The organism is Sphaerisporangium corydalis, assembly GCF_025506355.1.
Lineage (GTDB): Bacteria > Actinomycetota > Actinomycetes > Streptosporangiales > Streptosporangiaceae > Sphaerisporangium > Sphaerisporangium corydalis.
Window position 1 is genome coordinate 1 of record NZ_JANZYP010000035.1, and the last position, 23854, is coordinate 23854.

The window sequence follows — 23854 nt, forward strand, 5'->3', positions numbered from 1 at the left end:
CACGGTTTTGGTGAACTGCTTCAGCAGCCCCTCCGGCCCGGTCAGCGACAAACCCTGCTCCTTGGCCAGCCGCACCAACTCCGCAGCGGCCTGCGCCTCCGCCGACGGCTCCGGCTTGTTCTTCCTCGCGGTCACATCGTCCAGTGTCGTGGTCATCACGGCACCTTCCTCACCGGGCACCACGCCCAGTGGGTCAGGCCGGAAACACCCTTAGATCCACAGTCCCCGCCGATCAGATTCGGCATGTCCCGGAGGCCGTCTGTCGGCTGGTCGGGGGATTCGTACGGCCGGTGAAGGCGGCCTCCGGTCGTGTGTCGTGACAGTGGGCGGCCGACCCTGATCTGCGGTTTTCTGTGCGAGCAGTTCGAGCGGTCCCCTTTTAGGGGCTCATCCCCTTCTCTTTCCCTATAACATCAGCCGGGCGACAGACGCGGTCCGGCCTCCTGGTTCTCTGCTCTGTGTGTCCTTGTGGGGAGAGTGGCGCAGAATACTGATGGGGGCTTGGCCGGGGTCGTTCGGGCGTAATTCTAGGGTTGGAGTATTGCGCTCGGCTGGATCAACTTCGGTCATGAAAAGGTTACGTCATGTTTCCCCGAATCCTTGGTGCCTTGGCACGACCTGAATCGAACTCTCGCGATCTCGCTGAGGAGAATGCGTGCGCGTACGGAGCGCGACTGCTCAGTGAAGCGCGAGAGGAGCTGACCCGGGCGGATGCCAAAGCTCAAGTCCTCTTAGGGATCGTCGGTCTCGGCCTGGGGGCCACCGCTGCCGGACTGTTCGCCGGTAGTTGGTCGCCGTTCTCCCTGTCCAACAAGGTGGAATGGCTGTGGTGGTCGGGCTCCGGCGCGGCATTCCTGGCGCTCCTGTTCCTGGCAAGCGCCGTCTACCCGCGGACGAGCAGGTGGGGAGCCTTGGACGCCCGGCCGGTGATCTACTGGGCGGATATCCTGCATTACGCCTCGACGGAAGAGGTCGCCCTCGCGCTGAAGACATCCCGCGCGTCCGACCTCGAGAGAGTGGCCGACCAACTGCGACTGGTGGCCGGCATCGTCGACCGCAAGTACCGCCTCATCCGCTGGGGCTTCTGGTTGCTGCTGGTCGCGCTTGTGGCGACGCTGTCCGCTGCGCTGATCAACATTGTGCTTCGTTGACGGGGAGCTTCTGGTGGGGCGATTCGAGGGGTGGGGGATCTTAATTCGGTTGCGGTGGGGGTGGGGGTCTGGCGTTATTGGGGGGGGGTTGGAAATCTGCTCGAGGAGGCGGTGCGCGATGGTGTTCAGCAAGGTGACGGGCGGGCGTGCGCCGATCCGGATGTGGGCGGATCCCGACGAGGTCGAGCCGCAGGCGATGCAGCAGTTGCGCAACGTCGCGAACCTTCCCTGGACGCATGGTGTCGCCGTGATGCCGGACGTGCATTACGGCATGGGGGCCACCGTGGGTTCGGTGATCGCGATGCGGGACGCGGTGTCGCCGGCGGCGGTCGGGGTGGACATCGGGTGCGGCATGAGCGCGGTGCGGACCTCTCTGAGGACCGAGGACCTTCCGGACAACCTGCCCTATCTGCGGGGGCGGTTGGAGCAGGCCATTCCGGTGGGATTCGGGAAGCACAAGAGCCCGGTGGACGTCTCGAAGATCTTCGGCCTGCCCCAGGCGGGGTGGAAGGAGTTCTGGCAGGACTACGAATGGCTGGCCCCTTCGGTGCAGAAGCTGCGGGCGCGGGCCGAGGTCCAGATGGGCACCCTGGGCGGCGGCAACCACTTCCTGGAGGTGTGCTCCGACGACGAGGGCGTGGTGTGGGTGGTCCTGCACTCGGGCTCGCGCAACATCGGCAAGGAACTGGCGGAGTACCACATCGAGCAGGCGCGCAAGCTCCCGCACAACGAGGGACTGCCCGACAGGGACCTGGCGGTGTTCGTCCAGGGCACCAAGAAGATGGACGCCTACCGCTCCGACCTGTTCTGGGCGCAGGACTACGCCCGGCGCAACCGGACGGTCATGCTCGCCCTGGTCTGCAACGTCCTGCGCAAGCACTTCAAGCAGATCCGCTTCGAGGAGCCCATCTCCTGCCACCACAACTACGTGTCGGAGGAGACCTACGACGGGGTGAAGCTGCTGGTCACGCGTAAGGGGGCGATCCGGGCGGGCAGCGGGGAGCTGGGCATCATCCCGGGGTCCATGGCGACGGGCACCTACATCGTCAAGGGACTGGGCAACGCCAAGGCGTTCAACTCGGCCTCGCACGGGGCCGGCCGGAAGATGAGCAGGACCAAGGCCAAGAAGACCTTCACCCTGAGCGATCTGGAGGCGCAGACGAGCGGGGTCGAGTGCCGTAAGGACGCCGGGGTGCTGGACGAGATCCCGGGGGCCTACAAGGACCTGGAGTCGGTCATGGCCGCCCAGACCGACCTGGTGGAGGTCGTCGCCCACCTCCGCCAGATCATCTGCATCAAGGGTTGAGACCTCTGGTCTGGTCAGGTCAGCATCATCGGCGGCAGGGGTTGGAGCGACCGGCGTGTCGTCATCGGGGGCGCGCCGGTCGGGGCCTGGGGGGAGACGTGGGCGTCGGCCGGGTTATGCGGTGAGTTCGGTGAGGTCTTCCTTGGTCAGGTGGAGGGTGGCGGCGGAGAGGTTCTCCTCCAGGTGGGCCAGAGAGCCGGTGCCGGGGATGAGCAGGATGTTCGGCGACCTGGCCAGCAGCCAGGCCAGGGCCACCTGCGGGACGGTCGCGTGGTGGCGGGCGGCGACGGCGTCCAGGTGCCGGGCCGTGAGCGGCTGGAACCCCCCGCCGACCGGGAAGAACGGGACGTAGGCGATGCCCGCCGCCGCGCAGGTGTCGACGAGCCGGTCGTCGTCGCGCCGGGACAGGTTGTACATGTTCTGGACGCAGACGATCGGCGCGATCTCGCGTGCTTCGGCGAACTCGGCGGCGGTGACGTTGGAGATGCCCAGGTGGCGGATCAGGCCCTCCTCGCGCAGCGCGAGCAGGGTCTCCAGGGGGCCGGCCAGGGAGGTCTGGCCGCGGTCGCCCATCCGCAGGTTCACCACGTCCAGGCGGTCCACGCCGAGCGAGCGCAGGTTCGCCTCCACGCCACGGCGCAGGTTTTCGGGGGTGAGGCCGGTCATCTCCGCCGCCGGCAGGGAGATGTCGGAGCCCTCGACCAGCGCACCCACCTTGGTCACGATCACCAGGTCGTCCGGGTAGGGATGCAACGCCTCGCGGATCAGCTCGTTGGCGGCCACCCCGTCACGTGAGTAGTAGTGCGAGGTGTCGATGTGGTTCACCCCGAGTTCCACGGCCCGGCGCAGGACGGCCAGGGCCGTCTCCCGGTCCGGCCGGTCGCCCCTCGGCCAGCCGGTCAGCCTCATCGCGCCGTACCCGATCCTCGCGACGCCCAGGTCGCCGCCCAATGCCCATCGTTCAGCAGTCATGGTCACCCACCGTAGATGCTTCCCACGCCGGCCGGTCCACGGGCGGACATATTGCCGGACACGCCGCCGATCTCCGGCTGCGAGCCCGGTGCCGCGGCGGCTGCCGGCGTGCTGGGGTGTCTGGTAGCGTCGCCGTGCACGTGACCGACCCGAGGAGGGTCGTGCGCGTGACCGACCCGAGGAGGTGAGACCCATTACCGCTGTATCAGGCTGGGTGCTCCCCTCCACCAGGGTTGTGCGGTCCATCTGACATAGGTGGCCCCGGGAGTGCCCGCAGGCATCCCCGAAAGGCGACGAACCTATGCGCGACATCTCACGGACGCCCTCCGACGGCGTCCAGGAGACCCCTCCCGCCCGTACGCCGGCCGCCGCCGGTGCCTCAGAAAACGTTCCCGCCGGTACGCCGGCCGTCACCGGTGCCCCAGGAAACGTTCCCGCCGGTACGCCCGTCGCCATCCCGGACTGGGCCCGCGGGGTGGGCACTTTGGTGGTGCTCAGCGGTGCGGGCATCTCCACCGACTCCGGCATCCAGGACTTCCGCGGGCCGTCGGGGTACTGGACCCTGAACCCGGACGCGCCGAGGAAGCACACCTACCAGGCGTTCCTCGCCGATCCCGAGTTGCGCGGCCGTTACTGGAGGTCGCGCTACGAGCACCCGATCTGGGGGGCGGAACCCAACCCCGGTCACCTCGCCGTCGCGAGCCTGACGGGCTCCGGCGTCGACACGACGGTCGTCACCCAGAACACCGACGGACTGCACCAGCGCGCGGGCACGCCGGCGGACCGGGTGATCGAGCTGCACGGGACGATGCACGAGGTCATGTGCGTCGCGTGCGGGCACCGGTTCCCGACGGTGGACGCGCTGGCCAGGATCGAGGCCGGGGAGGCCGCCCCGGGATGCCCGCAGTGTGGGGGGATCACGAAAACCGCGAGCACCATGTTCGGGCAGACCATGTCCCCGGAGGTGTTCGCCCGCGCCGAGCGGGCCGTCACGACCTGCGACCTCCTGCTCGCCGTCGGGACGACGCTCACGATCGAACCGGCGGGCTCCCTGTGCGCGAAGGCCGTGCACGCCGGGGCGGCACTGGTCATCGTCAACTGGGACCCCACCCCGTACGACGGCATCGCCACCGACATCATCCGGGACCCGCTGAGCGAGGGCCTTCCTCGTGTCGCCCGATGGTTGCGCGCCGCCACGACCCCCTCGGGCACCGGGCCGGTACCGGGCGGTCCCGGCGGGCGCGAGGTGGCCCGGTTGTGGCGGGCGGCGGAGGAGTACGGGCTGGGGTTGTCCGGTGAGGTGGTCGCGGGGGCCGTGACCACCGCCGTCCTGTGCGGTGCCGCCGACGAGGAGCAGGCCCTCGCCTCGCTGGAGCACATCTCCGCGCTGCGGGATCCCGCCACCCGGACCCGGGTCGCCCGGTGGCTGCGCGAGGCGTACCCGCCGTCAGGCCCGCCGCCGTACTGGGACGACTCGCTCCCCGGTCCGGTGACCGAGGAGCTGAGCCCGTCGCCGTACTGGGACGACTCGCTCCCCGATCCGGTCGCCGAGGAGCTGGTCGCCGCCGTGGCCACCCCCCGGTTCCTCCTCCGGATGTTCATGGGGACGACCGAGGAGCAGGAGCGGCGGGCGCTCACCGTCCTGGCCCGCGCCGCGGCGACGCGCCCGGGGTCGCGGGCCCGCCTCACCGAGCTGCTGTCGGTGCTGCCCGGCCTGTCGCCCACGGCGGTCGGCGTGGCGCTGAGCGGCGGGCATCCCGCGCCGCTCGCCGAGGCGCTGACCTCGCTGGCCAGGAACGCCGCCCTGCCCGCCGAGCTGCTGGACAGCGTGCCGCCGGGCACGACGGTGCTCGGCGAGTTCCCCGTGCTGCTGGCCGCCGACCTCGTCGGGGCCTACGAGCGGCGTCTCGAACGGTATCCGGAGTCGGCGCCGCGCGGCCTGGCGAAGATGCTCGTCGAACTGGCCGGGCGGCTGGCCGACCTGGGCCGGGCCGAGGAGGCGCTCGCCGCCGCGCGGCGGGCCGTGGAGGTCGCCGAGGGGCTGGCCGAGCCGCAGGACCTCCCGGCACGCGCCGCGGCGGCGGTGCGCAGGGCCACGGATCTGGCTCGCCAGGGGAGCGGCGACCTCCCGGAGACCGGCGCGTAGCCCGGGTCCGGCGGCGCCCCCGCCGGCGCGTCCGGTCCGCGTCCGGTCCGCGTCCGGTCCGCGTCCGGTCCGCGTCCGGTCCGCGTCCGGTCCGTGTCCTGCTCGGTCGTGGCGCTCGCGTCCTGAGGCCCGCGCCGGTCAGGTTTCCGTCAGGAAGGCGTTGACCATCCGTTCGGATGTAAGTAACTTCCAGACAACGCGATGACCTTGCATGAAATCTTCCTACATGCGATGGGTTGGGAGGACAAATGCGTTACCGGCGGTTACTGGCTCTGGCGGCGATGGTGGTACTCGGGGTGGGGGCGGCCCCGGTCGTGCACGCCGACCAGGGCAAGGATCCCTGGATCCTCCGCAAGATCGCGAGCATGAGCCTGGAGGAGAAGGTAGGCCAGCTCTTCGTCGCCGACGTCTACGGGGAGAGCGGCGACACGGCCGCCCCGGCCGACGTGGCCGCGAACCAGGCGATGTACGGTCCCGGCGTCAAGAACGGCGACGACCTCATCGCCAGGTACAAACTCGGCGCCGTCCTCTACTTCCGGTGGGCGAACAACCTGAACGACCCCGTCAGGACGGCGGGGCTGTCCAACGACCTGCAGCGGGCCGCGCTCGCGCAGCCGGCGAGGATCCCGTTGCTGGTCGCCACCGACCAGGAGCACGGCGCCGTGTACCGGCTGGACGAGCCGTTCACCGCCTTCCCCGGGCAGATGGCGCTCGGTGCGGCCCGGAGCGCGGCCGGCGCGCTCACCGCGGGGCTGGTCACCGGCCGGGAGCTGACCGCACTCGGCATCAACCAGGACTACGCCCCGGTCGCCGACGTCAACATCGACCCGGGCAACCCGGTGATCGGCGTCCGCTCGTTCGGGGAGGACACCGATCTGGTGTCCGGCCTGACGCGCGCCTCGGTCCTCGGCCTGCGGCAGGGCGGCGTCACGGCCACCCTGAAGCACTTCCCCGGCCACGGCGACACGATCACCGACAGCCACAACGGCGTGCCGTGGATCTTCCACACCAAGGAGCAGTGGGAACGGATCGACGCGCCGCCGTTCCGGGCCGGCATCGCCGCGGGCGCCGACATGATCATGACGGCGCACGTCGTCATGCCGTACCTGCAGACCGACTGCGACGTGGCCACCCAGCAGGGCTGCGACCCCGCGACGCTCGACCCGGAGATCATGACAGGGCTGCTGCGCGGCGAACTCGGGTACGACGGCGTCGTGGTCACCGACTCGCTGTCCATGCAGGGCGTGCGCGACAAGTACGGCGACGAGCGCATCCCGGTGCTCGCGCTCAAGGCCGGCGTCGACATGCTGATGATGGTCGACGACACGGCCAGCACGATCTCCCTGGACGTCGCGTACAACGCCGTGCTGAACGCCGTCCGCTCGGGCGAGCTGACCAAGGCGCGCGTCGACGAGTCGGTCTACCGGATCCTGCGCCTCAAGAAGCAACGCGGCCTGTTCAGTGGAGACCGGCAGGTGCCCGAGAACAAGGTGCTCGACCGCGTCGGCACCCCGGCGCACAAGGCGCTCGCCCGCGCGGTCGCCGACCGCGGCGTGACGCTCGTGCGCAACGACGACGGCGCGCTGCCGCTGAGGAACACCGGTCAGCGGGTGCTGGTGACCGGCTACCGCAACGTCGCGCCCCCGTCCACCAAGATCCCGCCGACCGAGCGGCTGGCCAAGGCGATCGGCGACCTCGGCGTCACCACCGACCTGTTCGAGACGGGGACGGCCCCCGGCCAGGCCACCATCGACGCGGCGGTGGCCAAGGCCGCCGCCGACGACGTCGTCGTGGTCACCACGGCGAACTCCAAGAGCTCGGCCGCCCAGCGCAACCTGGTCAACGCGCTGCTCGCCACCGGCAAACCCGTCGTCATCATCGCCACCCGCAACCCGTACGACATCGCGGACTTCCCCGGCGCCCCGGCGTACCTCGCGACGTACTCGTGGGAGAAACCGGCCATGGAGGCCACCGCGCGGGTGCTCTTCGGCCGGACCGCCCCCAAAGGCAGGCTGCCGGTCACGATCCCGGCCGCCGACGGCTCCGTCCTCTACCCCTACGGACACGGCCTGAGCTACTGACCCTCCCCAGAACGGAGCACCATCTGATGGGCAGGCTCTTCTCCCGGAGAGCCCTGCTGTCCACGGCGGCCGTCGCCACGGCCGGGACAGGCATGGGCATCCCCTCCTTCGACCACCGTCCATCGCCCCGCGGCCTCCGGACCGGCGTCCAGGTCCTGATGGCCGCCGGCTACGAGCTTGTGCGGGGCCGGAGGACCGGCATCGTGACCAACCCGACCGGCGTCCTGCCCGACCTCGGCCACGAGGTCGACGCGATGGCCGCCAGCGACGAGATCGACCTCGTCGCGGTGTTCGGCCCAGAACACGGGTTCCGGGGGACGGCGCAGGCCGGCGGCTCCGAAGGCTTCACCGTGGACGAGCGCACCGGGCTGCCGGTCTACGACACGTACCTGAAGAGCGGCCAGACGCTGGCCGACGTCTTCACCAGGTCGGGCGTGGACACGATCATGTTCGACATCCAGGACGCGGGCGCCCGCTTCTACACCTACATCTGGACGATGTTCGACTCCATGGAGGCGGCGGCGCTGGCCGGCAAGCGGTTCGTCGTCCTCGACCGGCCCAACCCGATCACCGGCCGCCGGGCCTACGGGCCCGTCATGACGCCCCAGTTCGCCACGTTCGTCGGCCGGGAGGCGATCTCCCAGGCGCACGGGATGACCGTCGGCGAGCTGGCGAAACTGTTCAACGGCGAGTTCCTCGACCCCCGGGTGGATCTCACCGTCGTGAAGATGCGCGGGTACGAGCGGGACATGGCCTACGAGGACACCGGCCTGCCCTGGGTCCCGCCGTCGCCGAACATGCCGACCGTGGACACCGCGCTGGTGTACCCGGGCACCTGCATGTTCGAGGGCACCAACCTGTCGGAGGGACGCGGCACGACCCGGCCCTTCGAGCTCATCGGCGCCCCGTACGCCGACCACCGGTGGGCGGACGCGCTCAACGCGCTGGGCCTGCCCGGCGCCCGGTTCCGGCTCGCCTACTTCACGCCGACGTTCTCCAAGCACCTGAACACGCTGTGCGCCGGGGTGCAGCTCTACGTCACCGGCCGGGAGGCGTTCGACCCGGTCAGGACTGGAATCGCGATGATCGTCACGGCCAAACGGCTCTACCCGGACGCCTTCGCCTGGCGGTACGACACCTCCGACCCGGCCCGGCCGTACTGGATCGACAAGCTGACCGGGTCGACGCGGGTCAGGACCGACATCGACGCGGGGAAGGACCCTGACCAGGTCCAGGCCGGCTGGTCCGGCGAGCTCAAGGCGTTCGCCGATACGCGCGAGAAGTACCTGATCTACCGTGGAGGCGACCGGTGACGCGCGCCCTGCCCGTCCTGACACGCGCCCTGCCCGTACTCCTGGCGGCGGCGCTCACCGTCGGCGTTCCGTCGACCGCGGCGGCGCTCACCGTCGCGGCCCCGTCGGCAGCGGATGCGCGCACCGCGCCGACCCCGCCGCCTCCGGCGCTCAACGCGGCGACTCCACGCGAAGCGACCCCGCCCCCGGCGGACACCTCCGAGGGCCCGCCGACCGTCACCGCCGGCGACGTGCGCTTCGCCGACCACCGGCTGCGGTACGGCGACGCCCGCACGGCGGGCCTGGTCCCCGAGTACGTGGACCGGATCGCGGCCGACGCCGCCCGCTTCACCGAGCCCTCCCCGGTACGCCCGCTCTACGCGGGCGCGGTCGTGATCGCGGGCCGGGGCGGCGTGATCGCGACCCACGAGGCGATGGGCAAGGCGGTGCGGTACGCCGACTCCACGCCCACCGAGCTGCCGCCCGACCAGCAGATCCCCATGCGCAAGGACACGATCTTCGACATGGCGTCGGTGTCCAAGCTGTTCACCTCGATCGTGGCCGCGCGGCAGATCGAGCTGGGCCGCATCGGGCTCGACACCCCGGTGACCGCGTACATCCCCGAGTTCGCGGCGAACGGCAAGGCCGGGATCACGGTCAGGAACCTGCTCACCCACACCTCGGGGCTGCCGGCGTGGATCCCGCTGTACAACCGGCCGACCGTCGAGGAACGGTACGCGGCGGTGTGGAACGTCGCGCCGGCGAACCCGCCGGACACGGTCTACGTCTACTCCGACCTCAACCTGATCACGCTCGGGGTCATCGTGGAGCGGGTGACCGGCGAGCGGCTCGACGCGGTCGTCGCGCGGGACCTGACCGGGCCGCTCGGGATGCGCGACACCGGCTACAACCCCGCCCCGGAGCTTCGGCCGAGGATCGCCGCCACCGAGTACCAGACCACCACCGAGCCCGACCGGGGCATGATCTGGGGCCAGGTGCACGACGAGAACGCCTGGTCGCTCGGCGGGATCGCGGGCCACGCCGGGATCTTCTCCACGGCCCGCGACATGGCGGTCCTGGCCCAGACACTGCTCAACGGCGGCCACCTCGGCCGGGCGCGCGTCCTGTCGGAGGACTCGGTGCGGCTGCTGCTGACGAACTTCAACACCGCCTTCCCCGGCAGTTCGCACGGCCTCGGCTTCGACCTCGACCAGAGGTGGTACATGGACGGGCTGTCCTCACCGGTGACCGGCGGGCACACCGGCTACACCGGGACGTCGATCGTCATCGACCCGCTGTCCGGCTCGTTCGTCATCCTGCTGACCAACCGGGTGCACCCCAGCCGGGACTGGGGCTCCAACAACCCGGCCCGCGTGGCGGTCGCCCGCGACCTGGCGCTCGCCGTCCCGGTACGGCCCGCCAAGGGGCCGGACGCGTGGTTCTCCGGGGTCGCCGACGCCCGGACGGCGACGCTCACGCTGCCGGTCGGCGCGCCGCGAGGGGGCCGGCTCACCTTCGCCCTGTGGTACGACACCGAGGCGGACTCCGACATCGGCTCCCTGGAGGCGAGCACCGACGGCGGGGCCACGTGGAGCCCTTTGCCGATGGACCTGGCCGCCGGCCCGCACCGCTGGTCGTCGGACGGCACGTTCTCGGGTTTCGAGGGCCGCCGGTGGCTGGGCGCGCGGGCCGCCCTCCCGGAGGGGACCACCGGCGTGCGGTGGCGGTACGTGAACGACCCGCTCTACCAGGGCCGAGGCGTGTACGTGGACCTGGTGCGCGTCGACGGGCCCGGCGTCCGCTTCGACGAACGGAACCCGCGCGACGCGTCCCTGTTCGCCCCCGACGGCTGGACCCGGTCCACGCACTGACCTTCCCGCAGCCCCCGGTGCCGCGCGTCCGGAGGCGGCACCGGCGTGAAAGGGTCGGACAGGGCGCTCAGGACGTCCGTACGGAGGGGGCAGCAATGGACCAAGGCATGAGCGGCACGCTGAACGAGGCCTACGAGCGGTTCCGCGACACCGGGCCGGAATGGGGCGAGGACACCCTGACGAACCACGGCCCGATGGCGGCCGAGGTGCTGGTGCGGCGCGGGCGGGCCGACGAGGTGCCCGCCTGGGTGCACGCCTACATCCGCCGCCTGGACGAACTGCCGGCGCCGAGCGAGCGTGTCACCGAGGAGAACTGGCGGCTCGCGCTGGGGGACGGGCGGCGCGTCGGGGACTGGAGCGCCTACTTCGAGCGGCAGACGCGGGAGCACCCGTGGCGCGAGGTCCTGGTCACGTGGTGGCCGAGGCTGCTGCCGGGGATCGCGGCCGGCACCACCCACGGGGTGATCCGGGTCGCGCACGCGGTACGCGCGCTGACCGCCGGCGGCGCGGAAGGGCCGGCGGCGGTCACCGAGCTGGCCCACGGGCTGGCGTTCTGGGCGGCGCGATCGTTGTCGGTGCCCGAAGCACCCGCCCCGTCGGGCGGGCTGCCGCCGGCGACCGCGCTCGATGCGGTGGCCCGCATCCCCGAGCAGCGGGGCAGCGTGGCCACGCGCCTCGGCCGGCTGCCGGGCCTGGCCGGCTGGCCGGGATCGGTCGCGGCGCTGCGTGCGCCGTCCGGCCCCGACGACGCGCGGGACCTTCTCGGTGAGCTCGTCACGGCGGCCACGCTGCACTACCTGACCCACGGGCACGGGAGCCCGGTGCTGCTGGTGCACACCGCGACCGCGCCCAACGCCGTGCTGCACACCCTGCCGGTGCTCCCCCGTGAGATGTGGGCGCCCAGCCTGACCGCGATCTGGCGGACGACGGCGGCGATCGTCTCGGCGTACGCCCCGGCCGGCGCCGCGCCGCGTGCCGCGCTGCCCGTCGCGCCGGAGGCGGACGACCCGGTCGCGGAGGTGCTCGACCGCGCGGTGGCGCACGGGGACGAGCACGTCATCAAGTTCACCGACACCGCCGCGGAGGTGTACTCCCGCACCGGCGACCCCGGCGCCCTGGCCGCCGCCCTGCGCGTCGGCGCGCTCATCGCGGCACCGTGAGCCCCCCGGCACCGTGAGCCCCGCCGCCGCCGTGAGCCCCGCCGTCGCGTGAGCCCCGTCGCCGTGGGCCGGGTCAGCGGGTGAGGAGGTCGCGCAGGGCCTTGGCGATGTCGGCGGGGGCCTCCTCGGCCATGAAGTGACCGCAGGTGACGGTGGCGTGCCGCAGGTCCGGTGCCCAGGCGCCCCACAGGGCGGCGGCGTCGAAGCCGAGGGCGGCGCCCCAGTCCTGCTGGAGCACGGTGACCGGCATCCCCAGCCGGTCGCCGGCGTCCCGGGCGTCCTGGTCGTGGTCGCGGTCGACGCCGGCGGAGGCGCGGTAGTCGGCCACGATCGAGGGCACCGCCTCCCGGCAGGCGTCCAGGTAGGCGGCGCGGACGTCGGCGGGGATCGCGCGCGGGTCGTTGGCCCAGATGTCCAGGAAGTGGCCGAAGAAGGCGTCCGCGCTCGCGGAGATCATCTGTTCGGGCAGGCCGGGAGGCTGGGCCATGAGGTAGAGGTGGAAGGCGATGGAGCCCCCGGCACCATGCAGCACCTCCCACATGTCCAGCGTGGGGAGCACGTCCAGGACGGCCAGGTGCGTGATCGCCTCGGGGTGGTCCAGCCCCGCGCGGAAAGCGACCAGGGCGCCGCGGTCGTGGCCGGCCAGGGCGAAGCGCTCGTGCCCCAGCGCCCGGGCCAGGGCGACGACGTCGGCGGCCATGGTGCGCTTGGCGTAGGTGCCGCCGTCGGTCTCGGCGGGTTTGTCGCTGGCGCCGTAGCCGCGCAGGTCGGGGCAGATCACGGTGTGGTCGGCCGCGAGGTCGGCGGCCACGTGCCGCCACATCAGGTGGGTCTGCGGGAACCCGTGCAGCAGCACGATCGGATCGCCCGAGCCGGAAACGGCGGCGTTCAGGGACACACCGTCGGCGACCGGGACGCGCCGGTAGGTGAAGCCGGGAATGGCGGGGGTCATGGTGGCGCCCTTCTTCGGGAGTGAACTTGCCGACTCGCAGCCTGCCTGGCACGGATGAGCACCCAATGAGCGCGCTACCGTGACCTGGGACGACGCGGGGGATCGCGTTAGGGGTTCAGGGGCGGTGTCGGCCTGGGACGAGGGGGTGGCCTCAGGGGTTCGAGGGCGGTGTCGGTCTGGGACGACGCGGGGGTCGCGTTCGGAATTTCGGGGCGGTGTCGGTCTGGGACGGCGCCGGGGGAGAGGGTCGCGTTCGAGGTCGGGGGTCGGTCTGGGCGACGCGGGGAGGAGGGGGGCGGGGTGCGGGTCGTGTTCGGGGTGCTGGGGTCGGTGTCGGCCTGGGGCGACGCCGGGGACGCGGTCGCGCTGAAGGGGCCGCGCCATCGGGCGGTGCTGGCCCGGCTGATCGTCGCCGAGCGCCGCGTGGTCCCGGTCGGCCGCCTGGTCGAGGACCTGTGGGACGACCCGCCGCCGGGCGCGGTGAGCGCGGTGCGCACCTTCGTGGCCGCCCTGCGCCGCGCGCTGGAGCCGGAGCGCCCGCCGCGTGCGGCGCCCCGGCTGCTGGTCACCGAGGGGCCGGGGTACGCGCTGCGCGCCGAGCCGGACGCGGTGGACGCCTGGCGGTTCCGGCGGGTGGTGGCCGGCGCCGCGACGCTGCCGCCCCGGGACGCCCTCGCCCGGCTGGAGGAGGCGCTGGGATGGTGGCGCGGCCCCGCCTACGCCGACTTCGCCGAGGAGGACTGGGCCCGCGCGGAACGCTCGCGGCTGAGCGAGCTGCGTTCGCACGCCGTCGAGCGCGTCGCCGAGGCCCGGCTGTCCCTGGGTTCGGCCGCCGAGGCGGTGCCCGACCTGGACGCGCACGTGGCCGAGCACCCCTGGCGCGAGGACGCCTGGCGGCTGCTGGCCCTGGCGCTGTACCGCTCCGGCCGGCAGGGCGACGCGCTCGCGGTGCTGCGCCGGGCGCGGACGCTGCTCGTCGAGCAACTGGGGGTGGATCCGGGCCCAGGCTTGCGCCGCCTGGAGGCCGACATCCTCGGACACGCCAGCCACCTCGACCCCGGCGAGAACGGTCCCTCAGGTTCGGCGGCCACCCCTGCGGGGGCGGCGGCTTCACCTGCGGGTTCGGCGGGTTCACCTGCGAGCACGGCGGCCACACCTGCGGGTGCGGCGGAGCATGTGGGGGCGCAGGGGGCCGCACCTGCGGGTGTGGCGGAGCAAATGCGGGCGCGGGGGGCCACACCTGCGAGTGCGGCAGAGCACGTGGAGGCGCGGAGGGCCGCGCCTGAGGGTGCGGCGGAGGAAATGCGGGTGCGGGGGGCCGCGCCTGAGGGTGCGGCGGAGCGTGTGGGGGTGCGGGGTGGCGTGGCTGCGGAGCAGGTGTGGGCGCGGGCGGCCGCGGCCTACGATCGCGCCGTGGCGCCCGGCGCCCGGGTTCGCCTGGAGTCGACGGTGGGTCTGTTGCGCGATCTCGCGGTGACCGGGGGTGGCGGCCTGCGGGAGGCCCGCGAGCACCGGGTGGCCGCCGTCACTGCCGCCGAGGAGCTGGGTGACGCCGAGCTGACGGCCCGGGTGATCGGCGCCTACGACGTCCCGGCGATCTGGACCCGCCTTGACGACCCCCCGCAGGCCGCGCGGGTCGTGGCGGCGGCCGAGCGTACCCTGGCCGCCCTCCCGCCGGACGCGCACCCGGCGGCGCGGGCCCGGCTGCTGGCCACGATCGCGATCGAGTCGCGCGGCACCGCCGCACCGCGCGGGCCGCGGGCGGCCGGGGAGGCCGAGCTGCTCGCCCGCCGCGCGCGGGACCCGGCGCTGCTGGCGTTCGCACTCAACGGCGTGTTCATGCAGACCTTCGACCGCGCGGGCCTGGCCGGGCGCCGTGAGGAGATCGGCGCCGAGCTGGTCGGCCTGTCCGCCCGGCACGGCCTGGTCACCTACGAGGTGCTCGGGCACCTCATCGGCCTCCAGGCGCGCTCCGCGCTCGCCGACCTCCCCGGGGCCGACGCGCACGCGGCCGCCGCCGACCGTCTGGCCGGGCGCCACGAGCTGCCGCTGGTGGGCGTGTTCACCCAGTGGTACCGGGCGCTGCGGCTCGACCTCGCCGGGGGCGCGCCGGTGGCGGAGGTGGAGGCGGCCTACCGCGCGGCCGCCGCGCGGCTGGACGGCGCCGGCATGCCGGGACTGGAGCACGGGCTGCTGCCGCTGGCCCTGCTCTGCCTGCGGCTGCGGCACGCGGAACCCGTCGTCAGGCCCGGCGAACGCGCCGGCTGGGGGCCCTACGAGCCGTGGGCCCGTCCCCTGGTCCTGCTGGAGCGGGGCCGCCGGGCCGAGGCCGCCGCCGCGCTGCGCCGGATCCCGGACCCGCCCCGCGACCTGCTGCTGGAGGCCCTGTGGTGCCTGGCCGGGCGGGCGGCGGCCGCTGTGGGCGACCGGGCGACGATGGAGCGCGCCCACGCCGCGCTCACCCCGGCGGCGGGCGAGCTGGCCGGCGCGGGCAGCGGCCTGCTCACCCTGGGCCCGGTCTCGGCACACCTGGACGCGATCGCCGCCGCCCTGCGGGACTCGCGGTGAGCCTGACCCTCTGGCGTGGTCACGGTCCCTGGCGTGAGCGCGGCCCCAGTGTGAGCGCGACCCCTGCGTGGTCACGATCCCCGGCATGAGCGCGGCCCCGGCATGAGCGCGGCCCCGGCATGAGCGCGGCCCCGGCATGAGCGCGGCCCCGGCGTGGGGGTGGTCAGTGGGTCAGGTGGGTGGCGATGCCGTCGAGTACGTAGTTCAGGCCGGCGTCGAAGGTGGTGTCGGGGCCGGGGTGGGTGGCGTCCGTGACGACCTTGACCAGTGTCGGGTAGCGGCCGGTGGCCAGCATCCGGCCCATGTACGGGCCGAAGGCGTCCTGCCACTGCCGCTCGTCCAGGCCGGTGGCGCGTTCGGCGCGCAGTTCGGTGATCTCGGCGCGGACCGCGCCGACGACGTAGGCGTTCACCGTGCTGACGGCCTGCATCACGGTGTCGATGTGGCCGAAGCCGGGCGCGTCGTCCAGCGCGGCCATTGACGCCTCCAGGTAGGCCAGCGCGTTGGGGCCGACGTGCGGCCGGCCGCCGAGCAGGTCCGCGAACCACTCGTGGCGGCGGGCGGCCTGCCGGGTGCGGTGCGCGAGCGTCCGCAGGGCGGCGCGCCAGTCCTCGGCGGCCGGCCCCGGCGGGGTGATCTCGCCGTACACCGCGTCGGCCATCAGGTCGAGCAGCTCGTCCTTGGTGGACAGGTAGCCGTACAGCCGCATCGGCCCGGCGCCGAGCGCGGCGGCGACCTTGCGCAGGGACACCGACTCCAGGCCGTCGGTGTCGGCCAGCTCGACGGCGGCGCGGACGATGCCGTCCCTGCTCAGCGGGCTGGGCGCCGGCCGGCTCGGCGGTTCTGGCCGCTCCCAGACGAGCCGGGGCTCGCCGCCGGGCTCAGATGGTGTCGCCATCGCGCCTCGTCTTCCGTCGTCCGGCGAATCGGCACAACGATACACCGCGCTGTGCGATACGGTGTATCTCACAATACGATGTATCGAGGAGGGGTCATGGAAACGGAATCGACGTCGGTGCTGATCGTCGGCGGCGGGCTCGCCGGCCTGTCGGCGGCGGTGTTCCTGTCCTGGCGCGGGGTCCCCGCGCTGCTGGTCGAGCGCCACACCGGCAGCTCGCCGCATCCGCGCGCGGTCGGCTTCACCCCGAGGACGCTGGAGCTGTACCGGGCGGCCGGGCTGGGCCCGCGCGTCCCGCAGGCGCCGCCCGGCTTACGGCTGCGCCGGGCCCGGGTGCGCAGCCTGGCCGGGGAGTGGTTCGAGGAGTCCTCGTGGACGCCCGGGGCCGACGACGGACCCACGATCGAGCAGTCGCCGTGCACGGGCGCGGCCATCGCGCAGGACCGGCTCGAACCCCTGCTCCGCGACAGGGCCGTCGAGCTCGGGGCCGACGTCAGGTTCGGCACCGAACTGGTGTCCTGGCACCAGGACGCCGACGGGGTGCGGGCCGTGCTGCGAACCCGGGACGGCGCCGAGCACAGGGTGCGCTCGGACTACCTGATCGCGGCCGACGGCACCCGCAGCCCCGTACGGGAGGCCCTGAAGATCGGCCGGAGCGGCCGAGGCCATCTCCGCACCTCGCGCAGCGTGCTGTTCACCGCCCCGCTGGAGGAGTACCTCAAGGCGGGGGTCAGCCAGTTCGAGATCGACCGGCCGGGACTCCAGGGGTTCCTCACCACGTACGGCGACGGCCGCTGGGTGCTGATGTTCGCCGACGACGAGGACCGCGACGAGGACACCCTGAAGGCCATGGTGCTCCAGGCGATCGGCAGGACCGACCTCCCGGTCGAGCTCGTCACCACCGGCCGATGGGAGCTCGGCGCCCTGGTCGCGGACCGGTTCACCTCCGGCAGGGTCTTCCTCGCCGGGGACGCCGCGCACACCCTGCCCCCCTCCCGCGGCGGCTACGGCGCCAACACCGGCATCGAGGACGTCCACAACCTCGCCTGGAAGCTGTCCGCGGTCCTGTCGGGCGAGTCGGCGCCCGGCCTGCTCGGCACCTACGAGCCCGAGCGGCACCCGATCGCGTGGCTGCGCCACGAGCAGATCTTCGCCAGGGCCGACTACAGCCGGCACGCGGGCGGCGCCGCCGGCGCGACGATCATCGACGACGAGGCCATGGAGTTCGGGCAGCTCTACCGATCGGCCGCGGTGCTCTCGGCCGGCGACGACCTGCCGCCCGCCGCCCGGCCCGAGCAGTGGGCCGGGCAGCCGGGGACCCGAGCGCCCCACCTGTGGCTGACCCGGGACGGCGAGCGCCTGTCCACGCTGGACCTGTTCCAGCGCGGGTGGGTGCTGCTCTCCGGGAACGACCACTGGGCCGCCGCGGCCGGGCGGGCCGGCGAGCTGACCGGCGTCCCGGTGGACCACCAGCGGATCGGCGGCACGCTCCTGCCGGACGAGCCGGAGGCGTTCCCTCGGGCCTTCGGCCTCTCGGCGGACGGCGCGGCCCTGGTCCGGCCGGACGGCTACATCGCCTGGCGCTCCCGCGACCTGCCCGCCGAACCGGCCGGCGCGCTGACCGAGGCGCTGTCCCAGGTGTCCTTCGCCACCCACACCGCCACCACGGCCCCCGCCGCCTGACCACCACCCGTGACCCCCGCCGCCCGGGCGGCGATCAGGTGGCGGGGTGGTCGTCGACGATCGTGACCACGCCGAGGCGCACCGGGCCGTTGAAGCTGCGGGCCTGCTGCCAGAACGCCCGCTCGGCGCGCGCGCTGTCGATGAGGTACATGCGGGGGCTCATCCACGGGGTCGCGGCCGGCGGCTCGGGGGAGGGGCCGACGACGACGTACCCGATGACCGACTCCGCGCCGGGGCTGATCGACCAGGTCTGCCCGCAGTCGGAGCACAGCACACGGGTGAGCGCGCCGGTCGCGGTGGTGATGTGTTCGTAGCTGTGCGCGTGGACCTCGGTGAGTGCCGGGTCGAGTGCGGGCGCCTGGGTCTGGTCGATCATGCCGCGTGCTCCTTGCTGAGGCGGGCCGTCAATGACAGATACGTAGCGTGTCTCGTTCCGGTCGAGGCGGGCTCGTCTCAGGGTGGTACGAGCAGGGGACTCGGGTGGGTATTGGGGTTGAAATAGGGACATTTGGGGCTAGACGGGATGGTTTTCCGCAAGGGAGGCCGAGATTGTGCGATCGTCCAGGCGGTTTGGCGGGGCGGGGGGCCGCCTCGCGGGCGGCGGTCGGCATGACCAGGTATCAATCGCGAAACGTCCTTGACACAAAGCTGATGTGAACGCTAACAATTAACGCACTCACATCGGGGCGTCCCGGTGCCGGTCAGGCGTGTGGGAAGCAACGGAAGGAGGCGGGGACCGGACCATGGCTCGTAACATCCATCGCTCGCCCGTCATGGCGGACGTGGCCCGGCTCGCCGGCGTTTCGCACCAGACCGTGTCCCGGGTGCTCAACGACCACCCGAACGTGCGCCCGGAGACCCGCGACCGGGTGATCGCCGCCATCGAGGGCCTGGGCTACCGCCGCAACTCGACCGCCCGCGCCCTGGTGACCAAGCAGACCAACACCCTCGGCGTGGTCGCCTTCGACACCACGCTGTACGGGCCGGCCAGCACCCTCTACGGCATCGAGCGCGCCGCCCGCGACGCCGGGTACTTCGTGAGCATCGTCAGCCTCCGCGAGCTCACCCGCGACGACCTCGCCGAGGCGCTCGACCACCTCGGCCGCCAGCAGGTGGACGGCCTGGTGGTCATCGCCCCGCAGAGCGCGGTGGCGGTGGCGCTGTCCCAGATGCCGCAGCCCGTGCCCGTCGTCACCGTGGAAGGGGACGCCGACGTCGGCCTGCCCGTCGTGAACGTCGACCAGCGCAGGGGCGGCGTGCTCGTCACCGAGCACCTGCTGCGCCTCGGCCACCGCACGGTGTGGCACGTCTCCGGCCCGCAGGACTGGCTGGAGGCCGAGGGCCGCATCGAGGGCTGGCGCGAGACGCTCCTGGCGGCCGGCGCCCCGGTCCCCGAGGTGCTGACGGGCGACTGGAGCCCGCGCTCGGGGTACCGCTGCGGCCAGCGCCTGGCCGGGATGGCCGATCTCACGGCGGTCTTCGTGGCCAACGACCAGATGGCCCTCGGGGTGCTCCGGGCGCTCGACGAGGCGCGCGTCCGGGTGCCGGACGACGTGAGCGTGGTCGGGTTCGACGACATCCCCGAGTCCGAGTTCTTCGCCCCGCCGCTCACCACCGTCTCCCAGGACTTCTCCGAGGTCGGCCGCAAGGCCATCGAGCTCCTGCTCGACGCGCTGGCCGAGGAGCACGAGCCCGCCCGCCCGCCAGGTGAGCCGCCGGGCGGCCCGGCCGAGGACACGCCGCCGCCCCCGCACGTCGTGGTCCAGCCGCACCTGGTGGTCAGGCGCAGCTCCGGCCCGCCGCGCGCGGCCTGACACCGATGCCTCCGGCGCCCCCTGAGTTCCGCCGCTCCGAAGCGTCCGGACCCTGACCCGCCAGAACCCGACCCGCCTGGACCTCGACCCGCCCGAAAACCCGACCCCGACCCCGTCCGCCATCGAACCCGTCCGCGAACCCGTCAGAACCCGACCCATCCGTCCGCCAGGCCGCCGGCCACGCCCCTGACCCCCGACCCCGACCCCGACCTCAGGAAACGTCCGCCCGTCCGTACCGTTCCACACGTCCACCCCCGAGTTCTCAAGGAGTGCCATGGGTGATGTTAACGCTAACACCGCCTGCGTCGTCGGCGTTGACTTCGGCACGCTGTCCGGCCGGGCCGTCGTCGTCTCCGTCGCCGACGGCACCGAGCTGGGCAGCGCGGTGCACGAGTACCCGAACGCGGTCATCGACGCGGTGCTCCCCGCCACCGGGGCAGCGCTGCCGCCCGACTGGGCGCTGCAGGACCCCGAGGACTACCGCGAGGTGCTGCGGACCGCCGTGCCGGCCGCCGTCGAGGCCGCGGGCGTCGACCCCCGGCAGGTCATCGGGATCGCCACGGACTTCACCGCGTGCACCGTCCTGCCGGTGCTCGGCGACGGCACCCCGCTGTGCGAGCTTCCCGAGCTGCGGGACCGCCCGCACGCGTACCCGAAGCTGTGGCGCCACCACGCGGCCCAGGCGCAGGCGAACCGGATCAACGCGCTGGCGCACGAGCGGGGCGAACCCTGGATCGGCCGCTACGGCGGGAAGATCTCCTCCGAGTGGCAGTTCGCCAAGGCCCTGCAGCTCCTGGAGGAGGACCCGGAGGTCTACGGGCGGACCGAGCGGTGGATCGAGGCGGCCGACTGGATCATCTGGGAGCTGTGCGGCACCGAGACCCGCAACGCCTGCACGGCCGGGTATAAGGGCATCTTCCAGGACGGCGGGTACCCCTCGGAGGAGTACCTGGGCGCGCTGAACCCCCGCTTCGCCGACTTCGCCCGCACCCGCCTGGAGCACCCGATCTCGCCGCTCGGCGCCAGGGTGGGCTCGCTCACCGCCGAGGCGGCGAAGTGGACGGGACTGCCCGAGGGCATCGCCGTGGCCGCGGGCAACGTGGACGCCCACGTGGCGGCCCCGGCGGCCCAGGCCATCGAGCACGGCCAGATGCTCGCGATCATGGGCACGTCCACCTGCCACGTCATGAACGGCGGCGACCTGGTCGAGGTCCCGGGCATCTGCGGGGTGGTGGACGGCGGGATCGTCGCCGGCAGCCACGGCTACGAGGCCGGGCAGAGCGGGGTGGGCGACATCTTCGCCTGGTGGCTGCGGCAGGGGCTTCCCGAGCACTACCACGAGGCCGCCCGGTCGCTCGGCCTGGACGCCCACGAGTACCTGACCCGCCTCGCCGCGGGGCAGCCCGCCGGCGGGCACGGGCTGGTGGCGCTCGACTGGCAGAGCGGCAACCGGTCGGTGCTGGTCGACCACCACCTGTCGGGGGTGATCGCCGGGCTGACGCTGGCCACCCGCCCCGAGGAGGTCTACCGCGCGCTGCTGGAGTCGACGGCGTTCGGCGCCAGGAAGATCGTCGAGACGTTCGAGGCCGCCGGGGTGCCGGTCACCGAGTTCGTGGTCACCGGCGGGCTGAAGAAGAACGCCTTCCTCATGCAGATCTACGCCGACGTGCTGCGCAGGCCCATCGCCATCGGCACCTCCGAGCAGGGCCCGGCCCTCGGGTCGGCCATCCATGCGGCCGTGGCCGCCGGCGCCTACCCGGACGTGCGCGCCGCCTCGGGGGCCATGGGCGGTGTCGAGCGCGGCGCCTACGTCCCTGACCCGGCCCGCGCGGGCGTCTACGACCGCCTGTACGCCGAGTACCTGCGGCTGCACGACTACTTCGGGGTCGGCGCGGACCTCATGCCGCACCGGCTCCGCGAGATCAGAGACGAGGCACTGAACTCATGAGCACCTTGAGCCGCCTGCGGCGGGAGGTGGCCGCGCTGCACGCCGAGCTGGTCCGGTACCAGCTCGTCGTGTGGACCGCGGGCAACGTCTCCGCGCGCGTGCCCGGCGAGGACCTGATGATCATCAAGCCGAGCGGGGTGTCGTACGACGAGCTGACGCCCGAGTCGATGATCCTCTGCGACCTCGACGGCGCGGTGGTCGAGGGCGACCACTCGCCCTCCAGCGACACCGCCGCCCACGCCTACGTCTACCGGGCGATGCCCGAGGTCGGCGGCGTGGTCCACACCCACTCCACCTACGCCACCGCCTGGGCCGCGCGGCACGAGGCCATCCCGTGCGTCCTCACCGCGATGGCCGACGAGTTCGGGGCCGAGATCCCCGTCGGGCCGTTCGCCCTCATTGGGGATGACTCGATCGGACGAGGTATCGTCCAGACCCTGTCGGGGCACCGCTCCCCGGCCGTGCTGATGGCGGGCCACGGGGTGTTCACCATCGGCAAGGACGCGCGCGCCGCCGTCAAGGCGGCCGTGATGTGCGAGGACGTGGCGCGCAGCGTCCACATCTCCCGCCAGCTCGGAGAGCCCCGGCCCATCGCCCAGCAGGACGTGGACCGGCTGTACGACCGCTACCAGAACGTGTACGGGCAACGATGACCGGACTCCGGGCACGCCCCGGTCCGGCCCGCCGGACGGCACATCCCCCCCAAGGGACTCCCAAGAACCGGAAGATCACCGCGGCGCCCGCCGCCGTACCGGAACCCCACCCGCAAGGAGCAGAACGATGAGATTGACAAGATTGGCGACGGTGGTCTCCGCCCTCGCGCTCGCCGCGTCCATGACGGCCTGCGGCTCCAGCGAGAAGACCTCCGACGCGCAGGCCTCCTCCGCCGCCACCGCCGGCACCGCCGGCGCCCTGGTGGGCGTGACGATGCCGACCAAGTCGTCGGAGCGCTGGATCCACGACGGCGACAACGTCAAGGCCAGCCTGGAGAAGCTGGGCTACAAGGTCGACCTGCAGTACGCGGAGAACGACATCCCGACCCAGGTCAACCAGATCGAGAACCAGATCACCAAGGGCGCCAAGCTGCTGGTCATCGCCTCGATCGACGGCACCGCCATCACGACCCAGCTCCAGGAGGCGGCCGACAAGCACATCCCGGTCATCGCCTACGACCGGCTGATCCGCAACAGCCCCAACGTCGACTACTACGCCACCTTCGACAACTTCAAGGTCGGCGTCCAGCAGGCCACCTCGCTGCTCGTCGGGCTGAAGCTGAAGACCGAGGACGGCGCGGACGGCTCGGCCAAGGGCCCGTTCAACGTCGAGCTGTTCGCCGGTTCGCCCGACGACAACAACGCCACGTTCTTCTTCAACGGCGCCATGTCGGTGCTGAAGCCCCTCATCGACAAGGGCACCCTGAAGGTCAAGAGCGGGCAGACCGACTTCAAGACCGTCGCCATCCTGCGCTGGGACCCGGCCACCGCGCAGAAGCGCATGGAGGACCTGCTGACCAAGACCTACAGCGGTGGCGCCAAGGTCGACGGCGTCCTGTCGCCGTACGACGGCCTGTCGATCGGTATCCTGTCGGCACTGAAGAGCAACGGCTACGGCACCTCCGGCCAGCCCTACCCGATCGTGACCGGCCAGGACGCGGAGCTCGCGTCGGTCAAGTCGATCATCGCCGGTGAGCAGTACGCCACGATCTACAAGGACACCCGTGAGCTCGCGGACGTCACCGTCAAGATGGCCGACACCGTGCTCAAGGGCGGCAAGCCCGAGGTCAACAACACCAAGGACTACGACAACGGCAACAAGGTCGTACCGTCGTACCTGCTCGACCCGGTGATCGTCTACAAGTCCAACTACGAGAAGGTCCTCATCGAGACCGGCTACTACAACCAGTCGCAACTGGGCTGATCTCACGGGGGTGGGGGGGCCGCCCCCCCCCCCCGCCCCCCCCCCCCCCCCCCAAACCCAAACCCCTGCAAAAGAACACACCCCAACAAGCGCGG

General features: G+C 72.6%; 17 protein-coding genes and 1 pseudogene. 13 read left to right on the forward strand and 5 right to left on the reverse strand.

Going from position 1 to position 23854, the window contains the following annotated elements; translation table 11 throughout:
• Positions 1 to 156: pseudogene (locus tag NYZ98_RS22930) on the reverse strand (IS256 family transposase); the annotation flags it as partial.
• Positions 157 to 608: 452 nt separating this feature from the next.
• Between NYZ98_RS22930 and NYZ98_RS22935 the strand changes: the two are divergent.
• Entirely contained in the window at positions 609 to 1151 is a 543-nt protein-coding gene (locus NYZ98_RS22935; RefSeq protein ID WP_262844925.1) for a Pycsar system effector family protein, read from the forward strand.
• Between the two features lie 118 nt (positions 1152 to 1269).
• Positions 1270 to 2457: an RtcB family protein gene (locus tag NYZ98_RS22940; protein ID WP_262844926.1), complete on the forward strand. Its 1188-nt coding sequence runs from the start codon at positions 1270 to 1272 to the stop codon at positions 2455 to 2457.
• Positions 2458 to 2571: 114 nt separating this feature from the next.
• Here NYZ98_RS22940 and NYZ98_RS22945 read toward each other — a convergent pair whose 3' ends face one another.
• The gene (locus NYZ98_RS22945; RefSeq protein ID WP_262844927.1) at positions 2572 to 3429 is read right to left on the reverse strand and encodes an oxidoreductase; all 858 of its coding nucleotides are present in this window, start codon (positions 3427 to 3429) and stop codon (positions 2572 to 2574) included.
• Positions 3430 to 3730: 301 nt separating this feature from the next.
• Between NYZ98_RS22945 and NYZ98_RS22950 the strand changes: the two genes are divergently transcribed.
• The 5 genes from NYZ98_RS22950 to NYZ98_RS22970 all read left to right on the forward strand — a co-directional run bounded on the left by NYZ98_RS22950 (position 3731) and on the right by NYZ98_RS22970 (position 11979).
• A complete protein-coding gene (locus tag NYZ98_RS22950) occupies positions 3731 to 5575 on the forward strand; it encodes an SIR2 family NAD-dependent protein deacylase (RefSeq protein WP_262844928.1) in 1845 nt (614 codons plus the stop codon).
• Between the two features lie 248 nt (positions 5576 to 5823).
• The gene (locus NYZ98_RS22955) at positions 5824 to 7656 is read left to right on the forward strand and encodes a glycoside hydrolase family 3 protein (RefSeq protein ID WP_262844929.1); all 1833 of its coding nucleotides are present in this window, start codon (positions 5824 to 5826) and stop codon (positions 7654 to 7656) included.
• Between the two features lie 26 nt (positions 7657 to 7682).
• Positions 7683 to 8969 (forward strand): exo-beta-N-acetylmuramidase NamZ family protein, encoded by a 1287-nt coding sequence (locus tag NYZ98_RS22960; RefSeq protein ID WP_262844930.1) that lies wholly within the window; start codon positions 7683 to 7685, stop codon positions 8967 to 8969.
• Positions 8966 to 10819: a serine hydrolase gene (locus NYZ98_RS22965; protein ID WP_262844931.1), complete on the forward strand. Its 1854-nt coding sequence runs from the start codon at positions 8966 to 8968 to the stop codon at positions 10817 to 10819. Before NYZ98_RS22960 ends, NYZ98_RS22965 begins: the two co-directional genes overlap by 4 nt.
• 107 nt (positions 10820 to 10926) lie before the next feature.
• Complete coding sequence (locus NYZ98_RS22970; protein ID WP_262844932.1) at positions 10927 to 11979, forward strand: questin oxidase family protein; 1053 nt, start codon at positions 10927 to 10929, stop codon at positions 11977 to 11979.
• A gap of 73 nt (positions 11980 to 12052) precedes the next feature.
• On the opposite strand, the gene NYZ98_RS22975 is transcribed toward NYZ98_RS22970, so the two are convergent.
• Positions 12053 to 12931, reverse strand: a complete 879-nt coding sequence (locus tag NYZ98_RS22975; RefSeq protein ID WP_262844933.1) for an alpha/beta fold hydrolase — start codon at positions 12929 to 12931, stop codon at positions 12053 to 12055.
• 300 nt (positions 12932 to 13231) lie between these two features.
• On the opposite strand from NYZ98_RS22975, the gene NYZ98_RS22980 reads away from it, so the two are divergent.
• Positions 13232 to 15499: an AfsR/SARP family transcriptional regulator gene (locus tag NYZ98_RS22980; RefSeq protein WP_262844934.1), complete on the forward strand. Its 2268-nt coding sequence runs from the start codon at positions 13232 to 13234 to the stop codon at positions 15497 to 15499.
• Between the two features lie 163 nt (positions 15500 to 15662).
• Here NYZ98_RS22980 and NYZ98_RS22985 read toward each other — a convergent pair whose 3' ends face one another.
• Entirely contained in the window at positions 15663 to 16397 is a 735-nt protein-coding gene (locus NYZ98_RS22985; protein WP_262844935.1) for a TetR/AcrR family transcriptional regulator, read from the reverse strand.
• 96 nt (positions 16398 to 16493) lie between these two features.
• Here NYZ98_RS22985 and NYZ98_RS22990 point away from each other — a divergent pair, with 96 nt between their 5' ends.
• On the forward strand, positions 16494 to 18080 hold the full coding sequence (locus NYZ98_RS22990; RefSeq protein WP_262844936.1) for an FAD-dependent oxidoreductase: 1587 nt from the start codon (positions 16494 to 16496) through the stop codon (positions 18078 to 18080).
• A 34-nt stretch (positions 18081 to 18114) separates the two neighbouring features.
• Here the strand turns inward: NYZ98_RS22990 and NYZ98_RS22995 are convergent, their stop codons facing one another.
• Positions 18115 to 18456 carry a hypothetical protein gene (locus NYZ98_RS22995; protein WP_262844938.1) on the reverse strand — a complete coding sequence of 114 codons (342 nt, stop codon included), beginning with the start codon at positions 18454 to 18456 and terminating at the stop codon, positions 18115 to 18117.
• Between the two features lie 367 nt (positions 18457 to 18823).
• Between NYZ98_RS22995 and NYZ98_RS23000 the strand changes: the two genes are divergently transcribed.
• The 4 genes from NYZ98_RS23000 (at position 18824) to chvE (ending at position 23759) form a co-directional block, all read left to right on the forward strand.
• A complete protein-coding gene (locus NYZ98_RS23000; RefSeq protein WP_262844939.1) occupies positions 18824 to 19894 on the forward strand; it encodes a LacI family DNA-binding transcriptional regulator in 1071 nt (356 codons plus the stop codon).
• A gap of 274 nt (positions 19895 to 20168) precedes the next feature.
• Complete coding sequence (araB, locus tag NYZ98_RS23005; protein WP_262844940.1) at positions 20169 to 21842, forward strand: ribulokinase; 1674 nt, start codon at positions 20169 to 20171, stop codon at positions 21840 to 21842.
• Positions 21839 to 22495 (forward strand): L-ribulose-5-phosphate 4-epimerase, encoded by a 657-nt coding sequence (locus tag NYZ98_RS23010; RefSeq protein WP_262844941.1) that lies wholly within the window; start codon positions 21839 to 21841, stop codon positions 22493 to 22495. The genes araB and NYZ98_RS23010 overlap by 4 nt, the downstream gene beginning before the upstream one ends.
• 127 nt (positions 22496 to 22622) lie before the next feature.
• Positions 22623 to 23759: a multiple monosaccharide ABC transporter substrate-binding protein gene (gene chvE / locus NYZ98_RS23015; protein ID WP_262844942.1), complete on the forward strand. Its 1137-nt coding sequence runs from the start codon at positions 22623 to 22625 to the stop codon at positions 23757 to 23759.
• Positions 23760 to 23854: the final 95 nt, after the last annotated feature.